The organism is Sulfurisoma sediminicola (assembly GCF_003865015.1).
In the GTDB taxonomy this organism is placed as follows: Bacteria; Pseudomonadota; Gammaproteobacteria; order Burkholderiales; family Rhodocyclaceae; genus Sulfurisoma; species Sulfurisoma sediminicola.
The window spans coordinates 502,347-522,635 of record NZ_BHVV01000001.1 but is presented as its reverse complement, the minus strand read 5'-3'; the positions used below and the strand labels follow the sequence as shown (position 1 = coordinate 522,635).

The window sequence follows — 20,289 nt, the reverse complement described above, 5'->3', positions numbered from 1 at the left end:
GCGCCGGTGGTGTGCGTGCCGCTGGTTCGGAGGTGGCGCCATGAACGACCCGAGCCGCACAGCGGGCGACTGGGGCCGCGACTGGCCGGCGCCGGCCAAGATCAACCTGTTCCTGCATGTCGTCGGTCGCCGCGCCGACGGCTATCACCTGCTGCAGACGGTGTTCCGCTTCCTCGACTTCGGCGACGCGCTGCGTTTCGCGCCGCGCGCCGACGAAGCCATCGTCCTCGCCACGCCCCTGCCAGGGGTGCCGGCCGCGAGCGACCTGACGGTACGCGCCGCGCACGCCCTGCGTGCTGCCGGGGGCATCCGCCTCGGCGCGGTGCGAGGCGTCACCATCCGCTTCGAAAAGCGGCTGCCGCTGGGTGGCGGGCTGGGCGGTGGCAGCTCGAATGCGGCCACCACGCTGCTCGCACTCAACCGCTTGTGGGACTGCGGACTGTCGTCGGCCGAATTGCAGCGCATCGGCCTCGCGCTCGGTGCCGACGTGCCGGTGTTTCTGCACGGCCGCTCGACCTTCGCCGAGGGCGTCGGCGAGCGCTTCACCGACGTGATGCCGGCACCGGCATGGTATCTGGTGCTGATGCCGCCGGTCGTGGTGCCGACGGTGGAGGTCTTTCGCGCTCCCGACCTTTGCCGCGACACGCCGGCCATCGCGCCGGCTCAATGGCGCGACGGCTTCGGCGGCAACGACCTCGAGCCGGTCGCCTGCCGCCTCTATCCCGAGGTGGCGCGCCATCTCGACTGGCTGCGCGCCCTGGGCGTGCCCGCGCGCATGAGCGGCTCCGGCGCCTGCTGTTTCGGCGAGTTTCCCGACGAGGCGGCGGCGCGCGCGGCCCATGCCAGCCTGCCCGCGGACATGCGCGGCTTCGTCGCACGCGGCGTGGACGTCCATCCGCTGGCCGTGCCCTAACAAGATCCTCCGGAGCCGCGCAGCGGCGAATTCCCGTCACCGCCCTGCAAGGGGGCCGGCCGGGAGGGGCGGGTGTAAAATGCCAGACATGCATGCATTGCGCCTGCCCCGCTGGCTGACCCTCGTCCTTGCCCTGCTGCTGCTCGGCGGGCAGCAGGCGGCGCTCGCCCACATGGCCGGCCATCTCGCCGGCGGCGCGGGTACTCAGGTCGTGGCCGGTCAGGGCGACGACGAGCATGGCGCGGCACTCACCCTCTCCCACGTCTGCACCACCTGCGTCGTTCTCGACAGCTATGCCGCACCGCTGCCGGCGCTGCCGCCGCTCCCCGTGATCGAGACGGCGTACGGCGTGGCGCCAGCGCCGACTTTTTCCGCGCCCGCCATCTGCCCGACGCGCCCCTACGCGGCGCGTGCCCCACCCCTTCCGCTCTGAAGCTGCCTGAACCCTCCGCGCCATCGCGTGCGCGGAGCGTTTCCATTTTGCTTTGGAGCAAGCATGAAACCGAAGACCATCGCGCTGGCGATGCTGGCGATCTTTCCCCTGGTCGCCACCGCCAGCGACAACGAAATACGCTCGCTGCGCGAGGAGTTGCAGCGCATGAGGGCCGATTACGAGCGGCGCATCGATGCGCTCGAAAAGCGGCTTGCCGCCGCCGAGGCGCCAGCGGCCGTGTCCTTGCCGCCGCCTGTGGCGATACCGCCAGCGGCGGCGGCTCCGGGCAGCGCCAGCGGTTTCAATCCGGAAATCTCCCTGACGCTGCAGGGGCAGGCGAAGTCGATGCAGGATATCCCCGAGCGCAGCATCAGCGGCTACTGGCCGGCCGCAGGCGATCACAGTGGCGAGAAGCGCGGCTTCTCGGTCGATCAGACCGAACTCGGCTTTGCCGCCAGCATTGATCCGCTGTTCCGCGGCACTGCCCGGTTCGCCGTCGTCGACAACCAGATCGACGTCGAGGAAGCACATTTCTCCACCCTCGGGCTGGGCAACGGCCTCGCCCTCAAGGGCGGACGGTTCCGTTCCGAGATCGGCTACATCAATGTGCAGCACCCGCACGAGTGGGACTTCGCCGACGCGCCGCTGATGTCGAAGGCGCTGTTCGGCGCCGAGGGCTACCGGCAGGATGGACTGCAGCTCAAGTGGGTGGCGCCGACCGAGCTGTTCCTGCAGTTCGGCGCCGAAATCGGCCGCGGCGACCGCTATCCCGGCACCGACCGCAATGGCACGGGGCCGGGGGCCGGCGCGGTCTTCGCCAAGCTCGGCGGCGACGTCGGCACTTCGCATGCATGGGAGGCCGGCGTCTCCTATCTGGCGACGCGCGCAGCCGATCGGCCCGCCCATGCCCAGGACACAGACCCGGCCGGGCCGAACCAGGTCGAGGCGCAGTTCAGCGGACGCAGTCGCGCCTGGATCGCCGATTTCGTCTGGAAATGGGCTCCCGACGGCAATGCACGGGACCGCAGCTTCAAGCTCCAGGGCGAGGCCTTCCGCCGCAGCGAGGACGGCACGCTGGCCTGCAGCTCAGGCGTCGCCGGTTCGCCCTGTCTCGGCGCAACGGGTGTCCTGGCTCTGGGCGATTACCAGACCCGGCAGAGCGGCGGCTACCTGCAGGGCGTCTGGCAGTTCGTGCCGCATTGGCGCGTCGGCGCCCGGTACGATTGGCTCAGCCCCGGCACAAAGCACTACGATGAAGCCATCGTCTTTGCCGCGCTCGATCCGGCGGGTTCGCTGTTTTCGACCTACCGGCCGAAGCGCTCGAGCCTGATGCTCGACTGGAGTCCTTCGGAGTATTCGCGGCTGAGGTTGCAGTACGCACGCGACACGGCGATGGCCGACGTCACCGACAATCAGGTCACCTTGCAGTACATCATGTCCATGGGAGCCCACGGTGCGCATAAATTCTAGATTGCTTGTCGGCGGAGTCCTCGCCGTCCTGGCTGCGCCGGCACTGGCGGCGCTGAACATCTTCGCCACGGTGCCGGAGTGGGCTGCGCTGGCGCAGGAGATCGGCGGCGACAGGGTCAAGGTCTTCGCCGCCACTCATGCCCTGCAGGATCCGCATCGCATCGAGGCCAAGCCCTCGCTGATCGCGCGTGCCCGCAGTGCCGACCTGGTCGTCGCCACAGGCGCAGAACTCGAAGTCGGCTGGTTACCCCTGGTGCTGCGGGAATCGGGCAATGCCCGCATCCAGCCCGGGCGCCCCGGTCATTTCGAAGCCGCCAGGCTGGTGGTCATGCTCGAGGTGCCGGCGCGGCTCGATCGCGCCGACGGCGACGTGCATGCCGAAGGCAACCCGCATATCCAGACCGACCCGCGCAACATCCTCAAGGTCGCCGAGGCGCTGGCGTCACGCATGGCCGAGCTCGATGCCGCCAACGCCGCAGCCTTCCGGGACGGCCTCAAGGCCTTCGCCCAGCGCTGGCAGGCGAATCTGGCGCGCTGGGAGAAGGCGGCGGCGCCGCTCAAGGGCCAGCCTGTCGTCGTGCAGCACAAGTCCTTGACCTACCTCCTGCACTGGCTTGGTCTGCGCGAGGTGGCGACGCTGGAGCCGCGCCCCGGCGTCGAGGCCTCGGCCGGCCAGCTCGGCGAGTTGCTGCAACGGGTCCGGAAACAGCCGCCGCGGCTGGTGCTGCGTGCGGCCTACGAGGCGCCACGGGCCGCCGAATGGTTCGCGGGCGAGGCGAAGGTACCCCTGGTGATCCTTCCCTTCACCGTCGGCGGCGACGAGGCGGCGCGCGACCTGACGACGCTGTTCGACGATACCGTCGCACGTTTGCTGCAGGGGCTCAAATGATTGCCGGCGATCTCGGCCTGCTCGCCGCGCCCATGGCCGCCGGCCTCCTGGTGCTGGCGACCCACGTGCCGCTGGGCATCGAAGTGCTGCGGCGCGGCATCATCTTCCTCGACCTCGCCGTGGCGCAGATGGCGGCACTGGGCATGCTGGTCGCGCACCTGCTCGGCTGGGATGCACCCGATGTCGCACACGGCCTGGGCGCGCAGCTCGCCGCCGCCGTCGCGGCGGTGCTCGGTGCGCTGCTGCTGACCTGGTGCGAGAAGCGCTGGCCGCAGTTGCAGGAGGCGCTGATCGGCCTGCTGTTCGTGGTGGCGGCTTCCGCCGGAATCCTGTTGCTTGCGGACAACCCCCACGGCGGCGAGCATCTGCGCGACCTCCTGGGCGGGCAGATCCTCTGGGTCGGTTGGGATCGGCTGCCGCCGCTGGCGGCTTTCTACGGGCTGCTGCTGGCCGCCTGGTTCGGCTTGCGCGAACGCCTCGGCCGCGCAGGCTTTTACCTGGTGTTCGCGCTGGCGGTGACGGCCTCGGTACAGCTGGTCGGCGTCTTCCTCGTCTTCGCCAGCCTCATCGCCCCTGCCGTGGCGAGCCATGCCCTGCGTCGCGGCCTGGTAGCGGCATGGGTGCTGGGTGGCCTCGGCTACGCCGGCGGACTGTTGTGCTCCCTTCTCGCCGACCTCCCGGCTGGAGCCGCCGTCGTCTGCGCGCTCGGGTTGCTGGCCGTGCTGGCGCTGCTCGCAACGCGGCAGCCGGCCGAGTGAATTTGCGACCGGAGCTCGATTGCGCCGGGGGGGCGCTTATGCTAGAAACGCCCATTCATCCGCCGCCGCGGGCAGCGGTGTTGCTTATCGCATTTTTCCGATGGCCGATCCAGACGACGACATGATGGACCTCGACTTCACCACGCCGGGCGCAATTCCGGTGGTGGAGGAGCCGAAGTCGACGGTGTGCAGCAGCGTGCCGCCACGCGTCGAGGAGGTTGCGCGTCTTTTTGCGGAAGGACAGGCGGCGCAAGCGTGCGACCTGCTCCAGAGCGTCTTGCACCAGGAAGACTTCGGCGACACCAAGGAACTGGCCTGGGGCATGCTTTTCGACCTCTACGTCGCCCTCGGTCGGCGCAAGCCCTTCGAGTCGCTGGCGATCGGCTTCGCCGGCAAGTTCGAGAAATCACCGCCGACCTGGCCCGTCGCCGACGGTGCGCCGGCGGTGGGCAAGGATGGCGTCGCCACGGTGACGCTGTCGGGCGTGCTTGGCGCGAATGCGGTGCAGCCACTGGTCAAGCTGCGCGAGATGGCGGCCAAGGTGCCGGGGGTCCGGCTCGACCTCGCCAAGGTGGCCGATGCCGACGATACCGGCTGCAATGCGCTGCTCGAGACCCTGCGAGTCTTCAAGCAACTCAAGAAATCGTGCGTGCTGGTCGGTGGTGAGCAGATGGCGGCGGCATTGGCGCCAAAAACAGTGATGGGCGAGCGCGGCCATGAATCGACCTGGCTGCTGCTGCTCGAGCTCTACCAGAACCTCAACCGCCAGGATGCCTTCGAGGAGGCCGCCGTCGGTTATGCCGTGACATTCGAGATGTCGCCCCCCTCCTGGGAAGCGCCCAAGGTTGCACCGGTGGCGGCGCCGGCAGCTGCGGCGCCGGCCGCGGCAAAAATGTCGGCCGACGCCTGCGCCTTGACGGGACATCTGACCGGAAGCGACCGTGAGCACTTCACCGCGCTGCTGGCGTGGGCCGCCAGCCACGACCCGGTGATCGTCGATGCCAGCAGCCTGGCCCGCATGGATGTCGCCTGCGCCGAGGAATTCGGCAGGGTGCTGGGCGAGATAACGATCGGCGGAAAGAGTGTGCGCATCCGTACGCCGGGGTGCCTGCTGACTGCCCTGTGGCGCTCACTGGGCATCGACAAGCTGGCGACGATCGAGCCGCGCAAGCTGTAAATCCTTCCAGAGTTTCGACGGAGCGTCCTCCATGGAGCAGTACCACGGCACCACCATTCTTTCCGTTCGCCGCGGCAGCCGCGTCGCGCTCGGCGGCGACGGCCAGGTCACGCTGGGCAACATCGTCATCAAGGCCAGCGCGAAGAAGATCCGGCGCCTCTACAACGACAAGATCCTCGCCGGCTTCGCCGGCGGCACCGCCGACGCCTTCACGCTGTTCGAGCGCTTCGAAGCCAAGCTGGAGAAGCACCAGGGCAACCTGCTGCGCTCCGCCGTCGAGCTTGCCAAGGACTGGCGCACCGACCGCATGCTGCGCCGGCTCGAGGCGATGCTGGCCGTGGTCGACCGCGACAACTCGCTGGTGATCACCGGCAACGGCGATGTACTCGAGCCGGAGCATGGCATCGTCGCCATCGGCAGCGGCGGCGCCTACGCCCAGTCGGCCGCACGGGCACTGCTCGAGAACACCGAGCTGGCGCCCGAAGAGGTCGTGAAGAAGTCGCTGGCCATCGCCGGTGACATCTGCATCTACACCAACCAGAATCACCTCATCGAGACACTATGACCCCCCCACGCTCGCAACTACAGCTCGCTGCCCCCCAGGGGGCGCCTGCCTCCTTGAGGCGGTTCTGCGGAGGCATGGAATGAGCCAGACCAGCCACATGACCCCGGCCGAGATCGTCTCGGAACTCGACAAGCACATCGTCGGCCAGGCCCGTGCCAAGCGCGCCGTCGCCATCGCCCTGCGCAACCGCTGGCGCCGCGCCCAGGTGGCCGAGCCGCTGCGCAGCGAGATAACCCCCAAGAACATCCTGATGATCGGCCCGACCGGGGTGGGCAAGACCGAGATCGCGCGGCGTCTGGCGCGGCTCGCCAATGCACCCTTCATCAAGGTCGAGGCCACCAAGTTCACCGAGGTCGGTTATGTCGGCCGCGATGTCGACACCATAATCCGCGATCTGGCGGAAACCGCGATCAAGGACGCGCGTGAGGCCGCGATGAAGGCGGTGCGCGACCGTGCCATGGATGCGGCCGAGGACCGGGTGCTCGATGCGCTGCTGCCGCCGGCTAGAGGTGGCTTCAGCGAGACGGCGACGGAAGACTCCGGCACGCGACAGAAGTTCAGGAAGAAGCTGCGCGAGGGCGAACTCGACGACAAGGAAATCGAGATCGAAGTGGCGGCGCCGACGGCCGCGATGGAAATCTTCGCCCCGCCCGGCATGGAGGAGCTGACCCAGCAGATCCAGGGCATGTTCAACAACATGGGCGGCGGCAAGCGCAAGCTGCGCAAGCTGCGCATCGCTGATGCCCTGAAGGCGATCGCGGACGAGGAAGCCGCGCGGCTGATCAATGACGAGGAAGTCAAGGCCGCGGCGCTGAAGAACGTCGAGCAGAACGGCATCGTCTTCCTCGACGAGATCGACAAGATCGCGTCACGCTCAGAGGCGCACGGCGCCGACGTCTCTCGCCAGGGGGTGCAGCGCGACCTGCTGCCGCTGGTCGAAGGCACGACGGTGTCGACCAAGTACGGCATGATCAAGACCGACCACATCCTGTTCATCGGCAGCGGCGCCTTCCACCTGGCCAAGCCATCGGACCTGATTCCCGAGTTGCAGGGGCGCCTGCCGATCCGGGTCGAACTCGATTCGCTCTCGGTCGAGGACTTCGAGCGCATCCTCACCCAGACCGACGCCTGCCTGACGCGGCAATACCAGGCTCTGCTCGGCACGGAGCAGGTGGCGGTCGAGTTCGGCGACGACGGTATCCGGCGCCTCGCCGAGATCGCCTTCCAGGTCAACGAGAAGACCGAGAACATCGGCGCTCGGCGGCTCTACACGGTCATGGAAAAGCTGCTCGAGGAAGTCTCCTTTGATGCCAGCTCGAAGGGCGGCATCCAGCTGAAGGTCGATGCCGACTATGTCGATGCGCGCTTGGGGGAACTGGCGCGCGACGAGGACCTCTCGCGCTACGTGCTTTGATGCGCGTCGTTGCGGTCTTGCTGGCGCTGTCGGCGGGATGCGCGCATGCCGCCGATATCGAAGTCGTTGCGCCCTGGACCCGCGCGACCGTGCGCCTGCTCAAGGTCAGCAGCGCCTACATGGAGTTGAGGAGCGCGCAGGGTGCCACCTTGGTCGGCGCAAGCAGCCCCGTGGCCGGCAGCGTCGAACTGCACGAGATGCGCATGGAAGGCGACCTGATGAAAATGCGCTTCGTGCCGCGGCTGCCGCTGCCTGCCGGCAAGTCCGTCGCGCTGACGCCGGGCGGCTATCACCTGATGCTCTACGACCTCAAACAACAACTGCAGGAAGGTACGCGCGTACCGATCCGTCTCGACTTCGAGATCAGCGGCGGCGGCCGCGAGAGCCTCCAGATCCAGGCGGAGGTACGCCCCTTGCGCTGAGCGTCAAAACAACACCGGTCAAGCCGCCGCCCGGGGACTGTTCGATCAGGATTGACCGTAAATAGAAATTACATTAACGTGATCGTGTACTTTCATATTTATAAAGGAGAATTTCTCCATGAAAAAAACGATCGCGGTCCTGACTCTGGCTGTGGCCAGCTCTTTCACCTATGCGCAGGGTGTTTCCAGCAAGCCCATCGTAGGGCCATGGTATATCGGCGTCAGTGGTGGCCAGTCGCGCGCCGATCTCGACAATTGGGACTACTACGATGGTTACTACTTCGTAGATGCCACTACGGGCGCCACAATTCCCTATACCGGGCTGGTAACGTTGAATTCGGATACTCGCCACACAGCCTGGAGGGTCTATGCCGGCTATAACTTCAACGAGAACTGGGCTATCGAAGGCGCGTACACAGACTTGGGTCAAATCAAGGCCGAGTACGTCATGAACAGTACTGGCTTGCCGCGTTTCGAGATCACCGGAGACCAGGTGTCCTGGTCGGGCGCTATCAAAGGTACGCTGCCGATAAACAAGCAGTTCGATGTCTTCGGCCTGGTGGGCGCTACCTCCAACCGCACCAAGGTCAATTTCATGCAGATCACTTCCAGATTTGCCAGTGTGCCTTCCGGCTCTGATCATCGCACCGACTTGTTGACCGGCCTTGGCGCAGAATTCAAGCCTAGTCCGAACATCGGCATCCGGCTGGAGTACCAGAACTACAACCAGTTCGGCGGCTCGGGCCAAGACGTGAACGATGCCTTGCGCATGACGGTCGACGCCTGGACACTGGGTGCAGCGGTCAAGTTCTAGTGACCTGATTCAGGCGATGCGGCGCTCGCGCCGGCCCTCGATCAGCGAGTAGACCGAGGGCACCACGACCAGCGTCAGCAGGGTCGAAGAGATCATGCCGCCGATCACCGCGATCGACAGCGGCTGGTTGGTTTCCGACCCGGCCCCGAGCCCCAGCGCCGCCGGGAACAGCGCGAGGATCACCGTCGCGGAGGTCATCAGCACCGGGCGCATGCGGATCGGGCAGGCGTTGCGCAGCGCGGCGTCCACCTTCATGCCTTGTTCGCGCCGCTGATTGGTGAGGTCGACCAGCAGGATGGAGTTTTTGGCGACGAGGCCGACCAGCAGCACCAGGCCGATCATCGAGTAGATGTTCAGCGACTGGTTGAACAGCCACAGGGCGGCGACGCCGCCGACGATTGCGAGCGGCTGGGCGAGCATGACGATGGCCGGCTGCAGGAAACTGTTGAACTGGCTGGCCAACACCATGTAGAGCAGCACCAGCGCCAGCGCGAAGGTGAACACCATGTACTTCATGGTCTTCTGGAATTCCTCGGCTTGGCCGATGAGCTTCACCTGATAGCCGGTGGGCAGGTCGGCGCTGGCCGCCTTGACCTTGACGACGGCGTCACCGAGCGGCATGGTCGGGCTGGCGAAGAAGGTGGTGGCGTATTGCAGGTCGTAGCGGCCGATGATGGCCGGCCCCAGCGACTCGTTGAAACTCGCCACCGAGTCGAGGCGCACCATCTTGCCGTCGCGCGAACGGATGAAGATCTTGGACAGGTCTGACGGCTGGGTGAACTCGCCCTCCTTGGCCTTGACGCGGATGTCGTAGCGCTGGCCGTCGCCGGGTTCGTCGTTGTACTTGGCGATGTCGACGCCGCCGGTGAGCATGTTGATGGCGAGCGCGACGTCCGTGGTGCTGAGGTTGGAGGCCGCGATGCGCAGGCGGTCGGGCTGGAAGACGAGTTGCGGCAGGTCCAGCTGCAGGTCGGTGTCGATGCGGCCGATGCCGGGGTCCGATGACAGCTTGGCCTGCAATTCGCGCGACAGGCGGCCGACTTCCGGCAGGTTGTCGCCGCTGAGCACGAACTGCAGAGGGTCGCCACGCTGGCCCTGCACGATGGGGTAGGGCGCGGCGAAGGCGCGCACGCCGGCCACCGTTGCCAGATCCTTGCGCAGCATCGCCAGGATCTCCTGCTGGCTGCGCTTGCGCTCCTCGCGCGGCGCCATGCGCACTACCACCGTGCCCTGGTTCACCTGGCCGGCGCTGCCGAGGCCGATGATGGCGAACTCGGTATGGATTTCCTTGTGGGCCTTGAGCAGGGCCTCGACCTCCCTGAGCTTGCCGTCGGTGTAGTCGATGCCGGACCCCAGGGGTGCCCGCAGGAAGACGAGGAAGCGGCCCTCGTCCTGCTCGGGGGCGAAGGCCTTGCCGATGTTGATAAAGAAGAAGGCGCTCGATGCGACGATGGCGGCGGTGAGCGCCACCACCTTCCAGCGGTGGGTCAGTGCCCACTCCAGCGTGTGCACGTAGATCCAGTCGAGCCTCGCGAAGAGGCGGTCGAACAGGTGGTAGATGCGACCGTGGTTCTTCTCCACCGTCAAATAGCGCGAGCAGAGCATGGGCGTCAGCGTCAGCGAGACGAACAGCGAGACCAGCACGCCGAAGGTGACCACCACGGCGAAGGAGCGGAAGAACTGGCCGATGATGCCGGAGAGGAAGATCACCGGCGCGAAGATCGACACCAGAGCGGCCGTGGCGGCGATCACCGCGAACACCACTTCGTTGCTGCCATTGACAGCAGCGGCCACCGGGTCGGGGTCGATTTCCTCCCGGTGCCTGAAAATGTTCTCGAGCACGACGATGGCGTCATCCACCACCACGCCGATCAGCAGCAGCAGCGCCAGCATGGTCAGTGAATTCAGCGTGAAGCCGAAGAAGTAGATCACCGCGATGGCGCCGAGCAGGGAGACCGGGATGGCCAGCGAGATGATCAGCGTCGAGCGCACCGAGCGCAGGAAGAACCACACCACGAGTGCGGCAAGGATGGTGCCCTCGATCAGGTGCTCCTTGAGCGAATTGACGATTTCGAGGATGAACACCGCGTCGTTGGAAACGACGTGCAGGTTGAGGCCTGGCGGCAGTTGCGGGCGCAGTTCCTTCTCCAGCCTTTCCTTGATCTTTTCGACGATCTCGACGGTATTGGTATTGGCGATCTTGACGATGCCGAGGCCTACCGTGGTCTCGCCGTTGAAGCGCGCCAGCTGGCGGTTGTCCGTGAGGCCGTCGGCCACCTCGGCGATGTCCTTGAGCCGGATCGGCGCGCCTGCCTTGTAGCCGACGACCATGTCGGCCAAGGTATCGAGGCTGTGAAACTCGAGATCGAGCTTGACGAGGCTTTCGGTCTTCTGCCCGACGACGAAGCCGCCGGCCATTTGCACATGCTCGGCGGCGAAGGCCGCGTTGATGTCCTGGGCGGTGACACCGTAGGCCACCATGCGGTCGGTCAGCAGGTTGACGCGAATGGTGCGGTCGCGGCGGCCGCCAAGCCGTACCTCGCCGACGCCGTCGATGGTCTCGAGGCGCTTTTTCAGCACGTTGATGGCGTACTGGTTCAGCTGCTGCTGCGTCCTGTCTCCCTGCAGCGCCAGCCACATGATGGGCTGGGCGTTGGTCTCGACCTTGGCAACGATCGGCGGATCGGTGTCCTTGGGCAGGCGGCGCAGGGCCTGGTTGACCTTCGACTGCACTTCGTTGAAGGCGACGTCGACCTTCTTTTCAAGCGCGAAGGTGATGGCGATCACCGAGACGCCGGGCGAGGAGGTGGACTGGATGTGCTCGATGCCCGGCACGGAGTTTACCGTCGTCTCGATGACGTTGGTGACCGAGGAATCGACGATGTCGGGGTTGCCGCCCTTGAGCACGGTGGTGATCGACACCACCGGAAACTCGATGTAGGGGTAGCGGTCCATGCCGATGCGGTTGAAGGAGATGATGCCGAACAGCACCAGCACGGCCGACGCCATCCACGCCAGGACGTGGCGTTTGATGGAAAGCTCGGGCAGCGTCATTTCGCGCCCGACGCGGCGTCAGGCTTTGGCGCGTCCGGCATCTTCGCCGTCCCGCCGGCGCCGACCTTTTGCGGTTCCTTGACGGCGATCGCGGCGCCGTTGGTCAGGAATCCCGCGCCGTCGACCGCGACGGTTTCGCCTTCCTTGAGACCGCCGAGGATCTCGATCATGCCGCCCTTCTTGGCGCCGGCCTGGACCGTGCGCTGCTGTACCTTTTTCTTGCCGTCCTCTTCCACGACGGCATAGACGACCTTGCCGACGGGACGCAGCACCACGCTCTGCTCGGGCACGACCAGTGCGGCTTCCTTGGCAGCGATTTGTACCGACGCATTTATGGTGCCGCCGGACTTCAGCGTTCCGTCGTTCTCCAGTTCGACGATCACGTCGAGAGCGCGGCTCGACTCGGCGATCGAGGGACGGATATCGGCAATCTTGGCCGCGAAGACCTTGCCGGGCGCCAGCGGCGAGGTGAGCCTGACCGCCTGGCCGCGCGAAAGGCGCGGCGCCGCGCTCTCGGGGAAGGGCAGATGGGCGCGCAGGCGCTGGTTCGAGACGAACTGGAACAGCGGGTCGCCGACCTTGACGTAGTCGCCGGCCGCGATCAGCTGGTTTTCGATCACGCCATCTTGCGGGGCCACGACCGTGGTCTTGTTGACCGAGCGCTTGCCGATGCCCGCGCGCGCACGCGCCGCGCTCAGCTGCTCGGCGATCGCGGTACGCTGCGCTCCGGTGTCGTCGGCCGCGTTCTGCGAGATGAAGCCCTTGCCCGCGAGATTCTGCTGCCGTTCGACCAGGCGGTCCTGCTGTGCCAGCAGGGCCTCGAGCCGCTTGACCTCGGCCTGCTCGGACTGGCTGGCGAGCATGAGGTCGGTCGCGTCGATGACCGCCAAAGCCTCGCCCTGCTTTACCGGCTTGCCGGCGAAGGCCAGCAGCCTAGCCACCCTGCCGGCGACCTCGGCGGCGATCTTCGGGTCGTTGACGGCCTCAAGCGTGCCCAGGGTGTCCTCGGTCACCTCGAAGGCGCCGCTCTTCACTTGCGTCACGGTGATCAGCGTTGGCGGCGGCCCGGATTTCTTTTCTTCGACCTGCTTGCTGCAGGCGGACAACAGCAGCGCGGAGCAGAGCGCCAGGGAAAGAATTCGGAACATCGTCACGGCAGGACCGCCTCGAGTGCGAAAAGCTGAGCGACTTCCTCGCGTCGCCGCACCAAATGCGCTGTGGCGCCGTCGACCAGCACCTCCGCGGCGCGGGGCCGGGTGTTGTAGTTCGAGCTCATCGCCATGCCGTAGGCACCGGCCGAGAGAATGGCCAGCAGGTCGCCTTCCGCCAGGTCAAGATCGCGGTCGTGGCCGAGAAAGTCGCCCGATTCGCAGATCGGGCCGACGATCTCGTAGCGCTTCTGTCCGTTTGCCGTACTGCCGGCACCGACTTTCACCATGTCATGCCAGGCGTCGTACAGCGCCGGTCGCGCGAGGTCGTTCATCGCGGCATCGACGACGGCGAAATTCTTCTCTTCGCCATGCTTCAGCACCTCGACACGCGTCAGCAGCAGGCCGGCGTTGCCGACCAGCGAGCGGCCCGGTTCGAACAGCAGCCTTTCCGTGCGTCCGGTGAGGACCTTCAACAGCGGCGCGAGGTAATCGGTGGCCGCGGGGGCGGCCTCGTCACGATAGCGAATGCCCATGCCGCCGCCGACGTCGATGTGCGACAGCGCGATGCCCTCGGCGGCGAGCGCGTCTACCAGGCCGAGGATCTTGGCGGCGGCTTCGGCGGCGGGCGCGGGGTCGAGCAGTTGCGAGCCGATGTGGCAGTCGATGCCGTGGACGGCGAGGTGCGGCAGTTCGCGGGCGCGACGGTAGAGCGGCAGCGCCTCCGCGAAGGGAATGCCGAACTTGGCGGTCTTGAGGCCGGTGGAGATGTAGGGGTGGGTCTTGGGATCGACGTTCGGGTTGACCCGCAGCGAGACCGGTGCGCGCTTGCCGAGGCTGCCGGCGATCTCGTTCAAGGTTTCCAGTTCGGACGCCGACTCGACGTTGAAGCAGAGGATGCCGGCTTCGAGCGCGGCGCGCATTTCGTGACGCGACTTGCCGACACCCGAGAACACCACCTTCGCCGGATCGCCGCCGGCTTTGATTACGCGGGCGAGTTCTCCGCCTGAAACAATGTCGAAACCGGCACCGAGGCGGGCGAAGACGTTGAGGATCGCCAGGTTGGAGTTGGCCTTGACGGCGTAGCAGATCAGGGCATCGCGCCCTGCCAGAGCGGCGCGGTAGCCATCGTAGGCGGCGGTCAGCGCCGCGCGCGAATAGACGTAGCAGGGGGTGCCGAACTGCCGAGCGATCTCGGCGAGGCTGGCCTCTTCGACATGCAACTGGCCGGCAGTGTCCCGACGAACGAGGCTCATCGGGCGGCTCCCGGGGCGGTGCTATTATCGGCCGCGGGTGCCTGCTGCGCCGGTGGCGGCGGCAGGTAAAGTGGCCCCTTGCTGCCGCAGGCGGCGAGCAGCATGGCGCTGCCCAGAAGAAACATGATTGTGCGCATGGCGGTTTGACGGTGCACGACGACGTAGAAAAGGCGGAAATCCTAGCATGGAGGCAGTGTGGAAGAGCGCGAATTCAATGCCCTGGCGGACGCGATGCTGGCACGCATCGAGGCGGCCCTGGAGTCATGCGATATCGACTTCGATTTCGAAACCAAGCCGGGCGGTGTGCTCGAGCTCGAGTTCGACGACGGCAGCAAGATCGTCATCAACCGCCATACGGCCGCCCGCGAAATCTGGGTGGCGGCGAAATCTGGCGGTTTCCATTTCAGGCCACCGGCCGCAGCGGGAGGCATCTGGGCGGCGACCCGTGACGGCGAGGAACTGCTTGCCGCAATAGCGCGCTGCATGAGCGAGCAGTCCGGGGAGGTCGTCCGGCTCAGTTAGGCTTCTTCTCTGCCGGCTTCGGCTTCGCATCCTGCACCGGGGCCACGGCGGTCGGTGAAGGGGGCGACAGTGGTGCCGGCGTCGGCGGGATGAATTCGTTCTCCGGCGGTTCCGGGATCGTTTCCTTGTAGACGAGTTCCTTGCCCGTGCCCTTGCCGCCGGGGTCATGGGCGGTGACCTGGGTCAGGCCTTCGGGCTGCTCCATGAAGGACTCCGGCACGCCGGTCAGGGCTTTTTCCATGTAGCCGATCCACATCGGCAGCGCGGCGGCGCCGCCGGTTTCGCCATTACCGAGGCGCTTGGGCTGATCGAAACCGATCCAGGCGATGCCGACGACGGTCGGCTGGTAGCCGCAGAACCAGGCGTCGACGTAGTCATTGGTGGTTCCCGTCTTGCCGGCGAGATCAGAACGCTTGAGCGCCGTCGCGGCGCGTGTCGCGGTGCCGCGACGAACCACGTCGTGCATCATGCTGTCCATCAGATAGGCATTGCGGCCGTCGATTACGCGCAGGTTCTCGTCGCCCGCGACCGCCGGCTGCGCTGCGGCGAGGACATTGCCGTGGTCGTCGAGGATCTGCTTGACGATGTAGGGCTCAATTTTGTAGCCGCCGTTGGCGAAGATGGCGTAGCCGGTCAGTTGCTGCCACGGCGTGACCGAGCCGGCGCCGAGCGCCATGGTCAGGTAGGGCGGGTGCTTGTCGGGGTCGAAGCCGAAACGCGCGGCGTAGTCCTGGGCGTAGTGGGTCCCGATCGAGCGCAGCAGGCGGATCGAAACCATGTTCTTGGATTTGGCGAGCCCCGTGCGCAGCGACATCGGGCCCTCGTACTTGCCGTCGTAGTTCTTCGGTTCCCAGGCCTGGGAACCGGTCTCTTCGGCGGAAATCGAGATCGGCTCGTCGGCGATCACCGAGGCCGGCGTATAGCCCTTTTCCAGCGCGGCCGAGTAGATGAAGGGCTTGAAGCTCGAGCCGGGTTGCCGCCAGGCCTGGGTAACGTGGTTGAACTTGTTGCGGCTGAAGTCGAAGCCGCCGACCAGGGCCCGAATCGCGCCGTCGATCGGGCTTGCCGCGACGAAGGCGGCTTCGACCTCGGGCAGTTGCAGTATCTGCCAGACCCCCGCCTTGCCTGCCGGATCCTTGCCGATGCGAATGATCGCGCCGCGTCGCAGCCGCTTGTTGGCCGGTGCCTTGTCGTCGATCATGCGCGCGGCGAACTTGAGTCCGTCTCCGGATATCGTGACCACCTCGCCACCACGCAGGTAGGCCTGGACCTCCCTTGCGTTGGCGGAGAGCACCAAGGCGGGCCTGAGATCGTCGGCATCCTCGAACTCTTGCAGCAGGTCCTCGATCTCCTCGTCCTGGTCGGAGCGTATTCCCGTCATATCGACGTAGGCCTCGGCACCGCGGTAGCCATGGCGGCGATCGTAGTCCATGACGCCGCGGCGCAGTGCTGCGTAAGCCGCCAGTTGGTCCGCCTTGGTGATGGTCGTGATGACGCGCAGGCCATGCGTGTAGGCTTGCTCGGGGAAGCGCTCCACGACCATCTGCCGGGCCATTTCCGCGACATAGTCGGCGCGCACGCCGAAGTCGTTTATGTCGCGCTTGACCTGCAGCGGCTCCTGCTGCGCCGCTTTCCAGGCGGCATCGCCTAGATAGTCCAGATCGTGCATGCGTCGCAGTACATAAAGCTGACGCAGTCGGGCGCGTTTCGGGTTGGCGACCGGATTGAAGGACGAGGGGGCCTTGGGCAGCCCGGCGAGCATTGCCGCCTCGGCAGTGCTCAGGTTAGCCAGCGGCTTGCCGAAGTAGATCTGCGCTGCGGCGGAGAAGCCGTAGGCGCGCTGGCCGAGGTAAATCTGATTGACATAAAGCTCGAGTATCTCGTCCTTTGTCAGGTTATTCTCGATCTTGAAGGCAAGCAAAGCCTCGTAGAGTTTGCGGGTCAGGGTCTTTTCGGTCGAAAGGAAGAAGTTGCGCGCTACCTGCATCGTGATGGTCGAAGCTCCCTGCCGCTTGCCGCCGCTGACGAAATTGGAATACGCTGCGCGCAGGATGCCGATGGTATCGATCCCGGGATGGTGGTAGAAGCGCTCGTCTTCGGCCGCGAGAATGGCCTGTTTCATGACGGCGGGAACGTCCTGAATGCGCACGAAGGTGCGCCGCTCCTCGCCGAATTCGCCGATCATGTGGCCGTCGGCGGTGAAGACCCGCAAGGGGATGCGGGGGCGGTAGTCGGTCAGTACCTCAAGGGACGGCAACTGTGGATAGGCGAGGATTAGGATGATGCCCGCCAGGGACAGCGTGATGAAGACCAGGCCCAGCAGCATGAGCAGCAGGTACAGTACCCCGCGCAGCGGGGCGGGCATGGGCGGGAGTTCCGAGAACTGGGGGGGAGCTTCATGAGGGCGCCAGATTATAGCCGTGCCCTTGGGAGCGGTCCCGAGAAAGATTCCTCAAAAATTTATCTTTACAGCCGATATAGTTGCTGCTAGCATCTGAAGTAAATTATCCATAGTTGCCCTAACCTCAAGATAGAAAAGGGAAAAGCTCTTGCAGATCGACCTCTCGATCTTCAACCCGAAGGCGCGACCCCTGATCGGACTGGACATCAGTTCGTCGTCAGTGAAGATGGTCGAGCTTACCGATGCCGGGAAGGGCGAGCAGCGAGTCGAGCGCTACGCGATCGAGCCCCTGCCGAAGGATGCCGTCGTCGACGGCAATATCGCCAACATGGATGCTACCGTCGAGGCGATTCAGCGCTGCAAGCAGCGATTGGGTTCCTCGACCAAATACGTGGCGATGGCGCTGCCCACGGCGGCGGCCATCACCAAGAAGATCATCCTGCCTGCCAATCTGCGCGAGACGGAGATGGAGGTGCAGGTCGAGTCGGAGGCGAATCAGTACATTCCCTTCGCGCTCGAGGAAGTCAATCTCGATTTCCAGGTGATCGGTCCGGCGCCGTCCAGCGCCGACGAGGTCGAGGTGCTGATTGCTGCTTCGCGCAAGGAGAAGGTCGAGGATCGCGTGGCGTGCGCCGAGGCGGCCGAACTCAAGCCCCTGGTCATGGACATCGAGGCTTTCGCGGCGCAAGCGGCCTACGAACTGGTGATGAAGCAGTTGCCTGCGGGTGGAAAGGATCAGAACATCGCGCTGATCGACGTCGGTGCCAATGCGATGAAAGTCACGATCATGCGCGAGGATCAGCCGATCTACACGCGCGAGCAGGCCTTCGGCGGCGGCCTGCTGACCCAGGACATCATGCGTGCCTATGGCATGAGCGCCGAAGAAGCCGAGAATCTCAAGCGATCGGGAACGGGACCCGACAACTATCACGCCGAGTTGTTGCAACCCTTCCTCGAAAATCTGGCACTCGAAGTGTCGCGTGCCCTGCAGTTCTTCTTCACCTCGACGCAGCATAATGAAGTGCAGCGCATCGTGCTTTCCGGCGGCTGCGCCATCACCCCGGGTATCGACGAGATCGTCAGCGCCCGCACAGAAATCAATGCAATGGTGGCCAATCCATTTGCCGGCATGTCGACCTCGCCGCGCATCCGTGCCAAGCAACTCGCGGCGGATGCGCCTTCGCTGATGGTGGCATGCGGGCTTGCCATGCGGAGGTTCGATCAGTGATCCGCGTAAACCTCCTTCCGCACCGCGAGGAAAAGCGCAAGGCCCGGCGCACGCAGTTTTATGCGTTGTCCGGCATGGTCGTCGTGCTGGCGGCCCTGATCTGGTTCTTCGGTTTTCTCACCATCGGTCGCTGGATTGCAGCCCAGGACGAGAAGAACGCCTTTCTCAAGAAGGAGGTCGCCGTTCTCGACAAGGATATCGCGGAGATCAAGCGGCTCAGGGAGCAGACCGAGATCATGCTTTCACGGAACCGCGTGATCGAGTCCTTGCAGGCGACGCGGGCGGAGACGGTTCACTTGTTTACCGAACTGGCGCGATGGGTGCCGGAGGGCATCTACCTCAAGAGCGTCAAGCAGACCGGGCGGCGGATAACTCTCATCGGCTATGCTCAGGCCAACGCCCGTGTCTCGGAGCTAATGCAGAAGCTCGACGCCTCACCGCTGCTCGAACGTCCAGAACTCATCGAAATCAGGTCGGCGACGCTCGACCGTCGGCGTCTCAGCGAATTTCAGGTGACATTCGACATTACTCAACAGACCGCATCCGCCGATAAGAAGGGTGAGGGCAAGCCGGCCGCCGGTGCGCCGAAACCGGGAGCGAAGCCGTGAAGAAGATCTCAGCTCCCAAGTTGGCGCTCAATCTGCCGAAGATCGACTTCCAGCGCCTCGCTGCCGACTTCAAGACGCTGGATCCGAAGGATCCGGGACTGTGGCCGCTGCTGCCGAAGATCGTGATCTTGGTCGGCACCTTCATCGCCTTGATCGGTGCAAGTGCATGGTTTGGCTGGCGTGACCAGCTCGATCAGCTTGCAGGAAAACAGCAGGAGCAGGAGAAACTCAAGGAGGAATGGCTCGGGAAGAAGAAGCAGGCCATCAACCTGGATGCCCACCGTAAGCAACTGGCGGAAATTGACCAGAAATTCGGGGCGCTGCTGAAGCAGCTTCCCAACAAGACCGAGATGGAAAGCCTTTTGATCGACATCAACCAGGCCGGTCTGGGCAGGGGGCTTTATTTCGAAATGTTCAAGCCGGGTGGCGAGTCTCGCCGGGATTTCTATGCGGAGTTGCCGATTCAGCTCAAGCTGACAGGAAGTTATCACGACCTCGGGGCATTTGCCGGCGATATCGCCAAGCTGTCGCGTATCGTCACGCTCAACGATGTCAATCTGGTACCGGTCAAAGAAGGCGTCATGACCCTCGATGTCACCGCCAAGACCTTCCGCTATCTCGATGACCAGGAATTGGCCGCTGCACGGAAGACGCAATCGAAGGGAGCACCGAAATGATTTCGCTTCCGCGCCTGCCCCTGCTGCTGGCGGTAATTCTTCTCGCCGGTTGTGCGAGTGAGGAACATCAGGACCTGAAGGAATGGATGCGCGAGTCGTCCAAGGATCTGAAGGGCGGGGTGCCGCCATTGCCCGAGTTGAAGCCCTTCCCGATCGTGTCCTATGACGGCAGCAATCTCGTCGATCCATTCAGGGCGGCCAAGATCATCCCCGAAAAATCGGCGGGAGTGGGCGGCAAGACCCCGGATTTTGATCGGCCGAAGGAGCCCCTCGAAGGCTATCCGCTCGAGTCTCTCAAACTTGTCGGCGTCATGATGCCAGGTACTGGAAACACCAAAACGCCGTATGCGCTGATCAGCTCCAGCGACGGTCTGAACTACGTCGTGACGGGTAACCATCTCGGCCAGAATTTCGGTGTAGTTACGGCCATTACCGCCACGGAAGTAAAAATCAAGGAAACCGTCAAGGATCCGACGGGGCAAACGGCCGACTGGGTCGAACGCTCGGCGATCCTTCACCTGGAGGGTGCAAAGAAATGAG

At 65.0% G+C, this 20,289-nt stretch carries 20 protein-coding genes; 15 read left to right on the top strand and 5 right to left on the bottom strand.

Going from position 1 to position 20,289, the window contains the following annotated elements; translation table 11 throughout:
• The first annotated feature begins 40 nt into the window (after positions 1–40).
• The 10 genes from ispE (at position 41) to EJE94_RS02410 (ending at position 8,855) form a co-directional block, all read left to right on the top strand.
• Positions 41–913, top strand: a complete 873-nt coding sequence (gene ispE / locus EJE94_RS02455; protein WP_121239893.1) for a 4-(cytidine 5'-diphospho)-2-C-methyl-D-erythritol kinase — start codon at positions 41–43, stop codon at positions 911–913.
• 79 nt (positions 914–992) lie between these two features.
• Positions 993–1,346, top strand: a complete 354-nt coding sequence (locus EJE94_RS02450) for a DUF2946 family protein (RefSeq protein ID WP_124962384.1) — start codon at positions 993–995, stop codon at positions 1,344–1,346.
• 63 nt (positions 1,347–1,409) lie between these two features.
• Positions 1,410–2,816: a TonB-dependent receptor gene (locus EJE94_RS02445; protein ID WP_121239891.1), complete on the top strand. Its 1,407-nt coding sequence runs from the start codon at positions 1,410–1,412 to the stop codon at positions 2,814–2,816.
• A 1-nt stretch (position 2,817) separates the two neighbouring features.
• The gene (locus EJE94_RS02440) at positions 2,818–3,705 is read left to right on the top strand and encodes a metal ABC transporter substrate-binding protein (protein ID WP_243642503.1); all 888 of its coding nucleotides are present in this window, start codon (positions 2,818–2,820) and stop codon (positions 3,703–3,705) included.
• Entirely contained in the window at positions 3,702–4,463 is a 762-nt protein-coding gene (locus EJE94_RS02435) for a metal ABC transporter permease (RefSeq protein ID WP_121239890.1), read from the top strand. The genes EJE94_RS02440 and EJE94_RS02435 overlap by 4 nt, the downstream gene beginning before the upstream one ends.
• A gap of 100 nt (positions 4,464–4,563) precedes the next feature.
• Positions 4,564–5,640 (top strand): STAS domain-containing protein, encoded by a 1,077-nt coding sequence (locus tag EJE94_RS02430; protein ID WP_121239889.1) that lies wholly within the window; start codon positions 4,564–4,566, stop codon positions 5,638–5,640.
• Between the two features lie 31 nt (positions 5,641–5,671).
• Positions 5,672–6,205, top strand: coding sequence for an ATP-dependent protease subunit HslV (hslV, locus tag EJE94_RS02425; RefSeq protein ID WP_121239888.1), 534 nt, complete (start codon positions 5,672–5,674; stop codon positions 6,203–6,205).
• Between the two features lie 79 nt (positions 6,206–6,284).
• A complete protein-coding gene (gene hslU, locus EJE94_RS02420) occupies positions 6,285–7,619 on the top strand; it encodes an ATP-dependent protease ATPase subunit HslU (protein ID WP_243642502.1) in 1,335 nt (444 codons plus the stop codon).
• Positions 7,619–8,041, top strand: a complete 423-nt coding sequence (locus EJE94_RS02415) for a copper chaperone PCu(A)C (RefSeq protein WP_121239887.1) — start codon at positions 7,619–7,621, stop codon at positions 8,039–8,041. The genes hslU and EJE94_RS02415 overlap by 1 nt, the downstream gene beginning before the upstream one ends.
• Positions 8,042–8,159: 118 nt before the next feature.
• Positions 8,160–8,855, top strand: coding sequence for an outer membrane beta-barrel protein (locus tag EJE94_RS02410; protein ID WP_121239886.1), 696 nt, complete (start codon positions 8,160–8,162; stop codon positions 8,853–8,855).
• 9 nt (positions 8,856–8,864) lie between these two features.
• Here EJE94_RS02410 and EJE94_RS02405 read toward each other — a convergent pair whose 3' ends face one another.
• From EJE94_RS02405 to lptM, 4 genes are read right to left on the bottom strand one after another with little or no spacing between them, the layout of a single operon-like run.
• Positions 8,865–11,909 (bottom strand): efflux RND transporter permease subunit, encoded by a 3,045-nt coding sequence (locus EJE94_RS02405; RefSeq protein WP_121239885.1) that lies wholly within the window; start codon positions 11,907–11,909, stop codon positions 8,865–8,867.
• Positions 11,906–13,057 carry an efflux RND transporter periplasmic adaptor subunit gene (locus EJE94_RS02400; protein ID WP_121239884.1) on the bottom strand — a complete coding sequence of 384 codons (1,152 nt, stop codon included), beginning with the start codon at positions 13,055–13,057 and terminating at the stop codon, positions 11,906–11,908. Before EJE94_RS02400 ends, EJE94_RS02405 begins: the two co-directional genes overlap by 4 nt.
• Positions 13,058–13,059: 2 nt before the next feature.
• Positions 13,060–14,313 carry a diaminopimelate decarboxylase gene (gene lysA / locus EJE94_RS02395; RefSeq protein WP_121239883.1) on the bottom strand — a complete coding sequence of 418 codons (1,254 nt, stop codon included), beginning with the start codon at positions 14,311–14,313 and terminating at the stop codon, positions 13,060–13,062.
• On the bottom strand, positions 14,310–14,450 hold the full coding sequence (lptM, locus tag EJE94_RS02390) for an LPS translocon maturation chaperone LptM (RefSeq protein ID WP_121239882.1): 141 nt from the start codon (positions 14,448–14,450) through the stop codon (positions 14,310–14,312). Before lptM ends, lysA begins: the two co-directional genes overlap by 4 nt.
• A 58-nt stretch (positions 14,451–14,508) precedes the next feature.
• On the opposite strand from lptM, the gene cyaY reads away from it, so the two are divergent.
• The gene (gene cyaY, locus EJE94_RS02385) at positions 14,509–14,835 is read left to right on the top strand and encodes an iron donor protein CyaY (RefSeq protein ID WP_121239881.1); all 327 of its coding nucleotides are present in this window, start codon (positions 14,509–14,511) and stop codon (positions 14,833–14,835) included.
• Here cyaY and EJE94_RS02380 read toward each other — a convergent pair.
• Positions 14,828–17,200: a penicillin-binding protein 1A gene (locus EJE94_RS02380; protein WP_121240556.1), complete on the bottom strand. Its 2,373-nt coding sequence runs from the start codon at positions 17,198–17,200 to the stop codon at positions 14,828–14,830. The two genes, cyaY and EJE94_RS02380, sit on opposite strands and share 8 nt — an antisense overlap.
• Before the next feature lie 190 nt (positions 17,201–17,390).
• On the opposite strand from EJE94_RS02380, the gene EJE94_RS02375 reads away from it, so the two are divergent.
• The 4 genes from EJE94_RS02375 to EJE94_RS02360 are packed head-to-tail and all read left to right on the top strand — an operon-like array spanning position 17,391 to position 20,288.
• Positions 17,391–18,464, top strand: a complete 1,074-nt coding sequence (locus EJE94_RS02375) for a pilus assembly protein PilM (protein ID WP_370685653.1) — start codon at positions 17,391–17,393, stop codon at positions 18,462–18,464.
• Positions 18,461–19,072: a PilN domain-containing protein gene (locus EJE94_RS02370; protein WP_121239880.1), complete on the top strand. Its 612-nt coding sequence runs from the start codon at positions 18,461–18,463 to the stop codon at positions 19,070–19,072. The genes EJE94_RS02375 and EJE94_RS02370 overlap by 4 nt, the downstream gene beginning before the upstream one ends.
• Positions 19,069–19,749: a type IV pilus inner membrane component PilO gene (locus EJE94_RS02365; RefSeq protein WP_306307950.1), complete on the top strand. Its 681-nt coding sequence runs from the start codon at positions 19,069–19,071 to the stop codon at positions 19,747–19,749. Before EJE94_RS02370 ends, EJE94_RS02365 begins: the two co-directional genes overlap by 4 nt.
• Complete coding sequence (locus tag EJE94_RS02360; RefSeq protein WP_121239878.1) at positions 19,746–20,288, top strand: pilus assembly protein PilP; 543 nt, start codon at positions 19,746–19,748, stop codon at positions 20,286–20,288. The genes EJE94_RS02365 and EJE94_RS02360 overlap by 4 nt, the downstream gene beginning before the upstream one ends.
• The last annotated feature ends 1 nt before the right edge of the window (position 20,289 follow it).

Excerpts from the sequence above, each read along its gene's own strand:
- ispE (WP_121239893.1), top strand. The coding sequence starts at position 41 with ATGAACGACCCGAGCCGCACAGCGGGCGACTGGGGCCGCGACTGGCCG.
- EJE94_RS02450 (WP_124962384.1), top strand. The coding sequence starts at position 993 with ATGCCAGACATGCATGCATTGCGCCTGCCCCGCTGGCTGACCCTCGTC.
- EJE94_RS02445 (WP_121239891.1), top strand. The coding sequence starts at position 1,410 with ATGAAACCGAAGACCATCGCGCTGGCGATGCTGGCGATCTTTCCCCTG.
- EJE94_RS02435 (WP_121239890.1), top strand. The coding sequence starts at position 3,702 with ATGATTGCCGGCGATCTCGGCCTGCTCGCCGCGCCCATGGCCGCCGGC.
- EJE94_RS02430 (WP_121239889.1), top strand. The coding sequence starts at position 4,564 with ATGGCCGATCCAGACGACGACATGATGGACCTCGACTTCACCACGCCG.
- hslV (WP_121239888.1), top strand. The coding sequence starts at position 5,672 with ATGGAGCAGTACCACGGCACCACCATTCTTTCCGTTCGCCGCGGCAGC.
- hslU (WP_243642502.1), top strand. The coding sequence starts at position 6,285 with ATGAGCCAGACCAGCCACATGACCCCGGCCGAGATCGTCTCGGAACTC.
- EJE94_RS02415 (WP_121239887.1), top strand. The coding sequence starts at position 7,619 with ATGCGCGTCGTTGCGGTCTTGCTGGCGCTGTCGGCGGGATGCGCGCAT.
- EJE94_RS02410 (WP_121239886.1), top strand. The coding sequence starts at position 8,160 with ATGAAAAAAACGATCGCGGTCCTGACTCTGGCTGTGGCCAGCTCTTTC.
- EJE94_RS02405 (WP_121239885.1), bottom strand. The coding sequence starts at position 11,909 with ATGACGCTGCCCGAGCTTTCCATCAAACGCCACGTCCTGGCGTGGATG.
- EJE94_RS02400 (WP_121239884.1), bottom strand. The coding sequence starts at position 13,057 with ATGTTCCGAATTCTTTCCCTGGCGCTCTGCTCCGCGCTGCTGTTGTCC.
- lysA (WP_121239883.1), bottom strand. The coding sequence starts at position 14,313 with ATGAGCCTCGTTCGTCGGGACACTGCCGGCCAGTTGCATGTCGAAGAG.
- lptM (WP_121239882.1), bottom strand. The coding sequence starts at position 14,450 with ATGCGCACAATCATGTTTCTTCTGGGCAGCGCCATGCTGCTCGCCGCC.
- EJE94_RS02380 (WP_121240556.1), bottom strand. The coding sequence starts at position 17,200 with ATGCCCGCCCCGCTGCGCGGGGTACTGTACCTGCTGCTCATGCTGCTG.
- EJE94_RS02360 (WP_121239878.1), top strand. The coding sequence starts at position 19,746 with ATGATTTCGCTTCCGCGCCTGCCCCTGCTGCTGGCGGTAATTCTTCTC.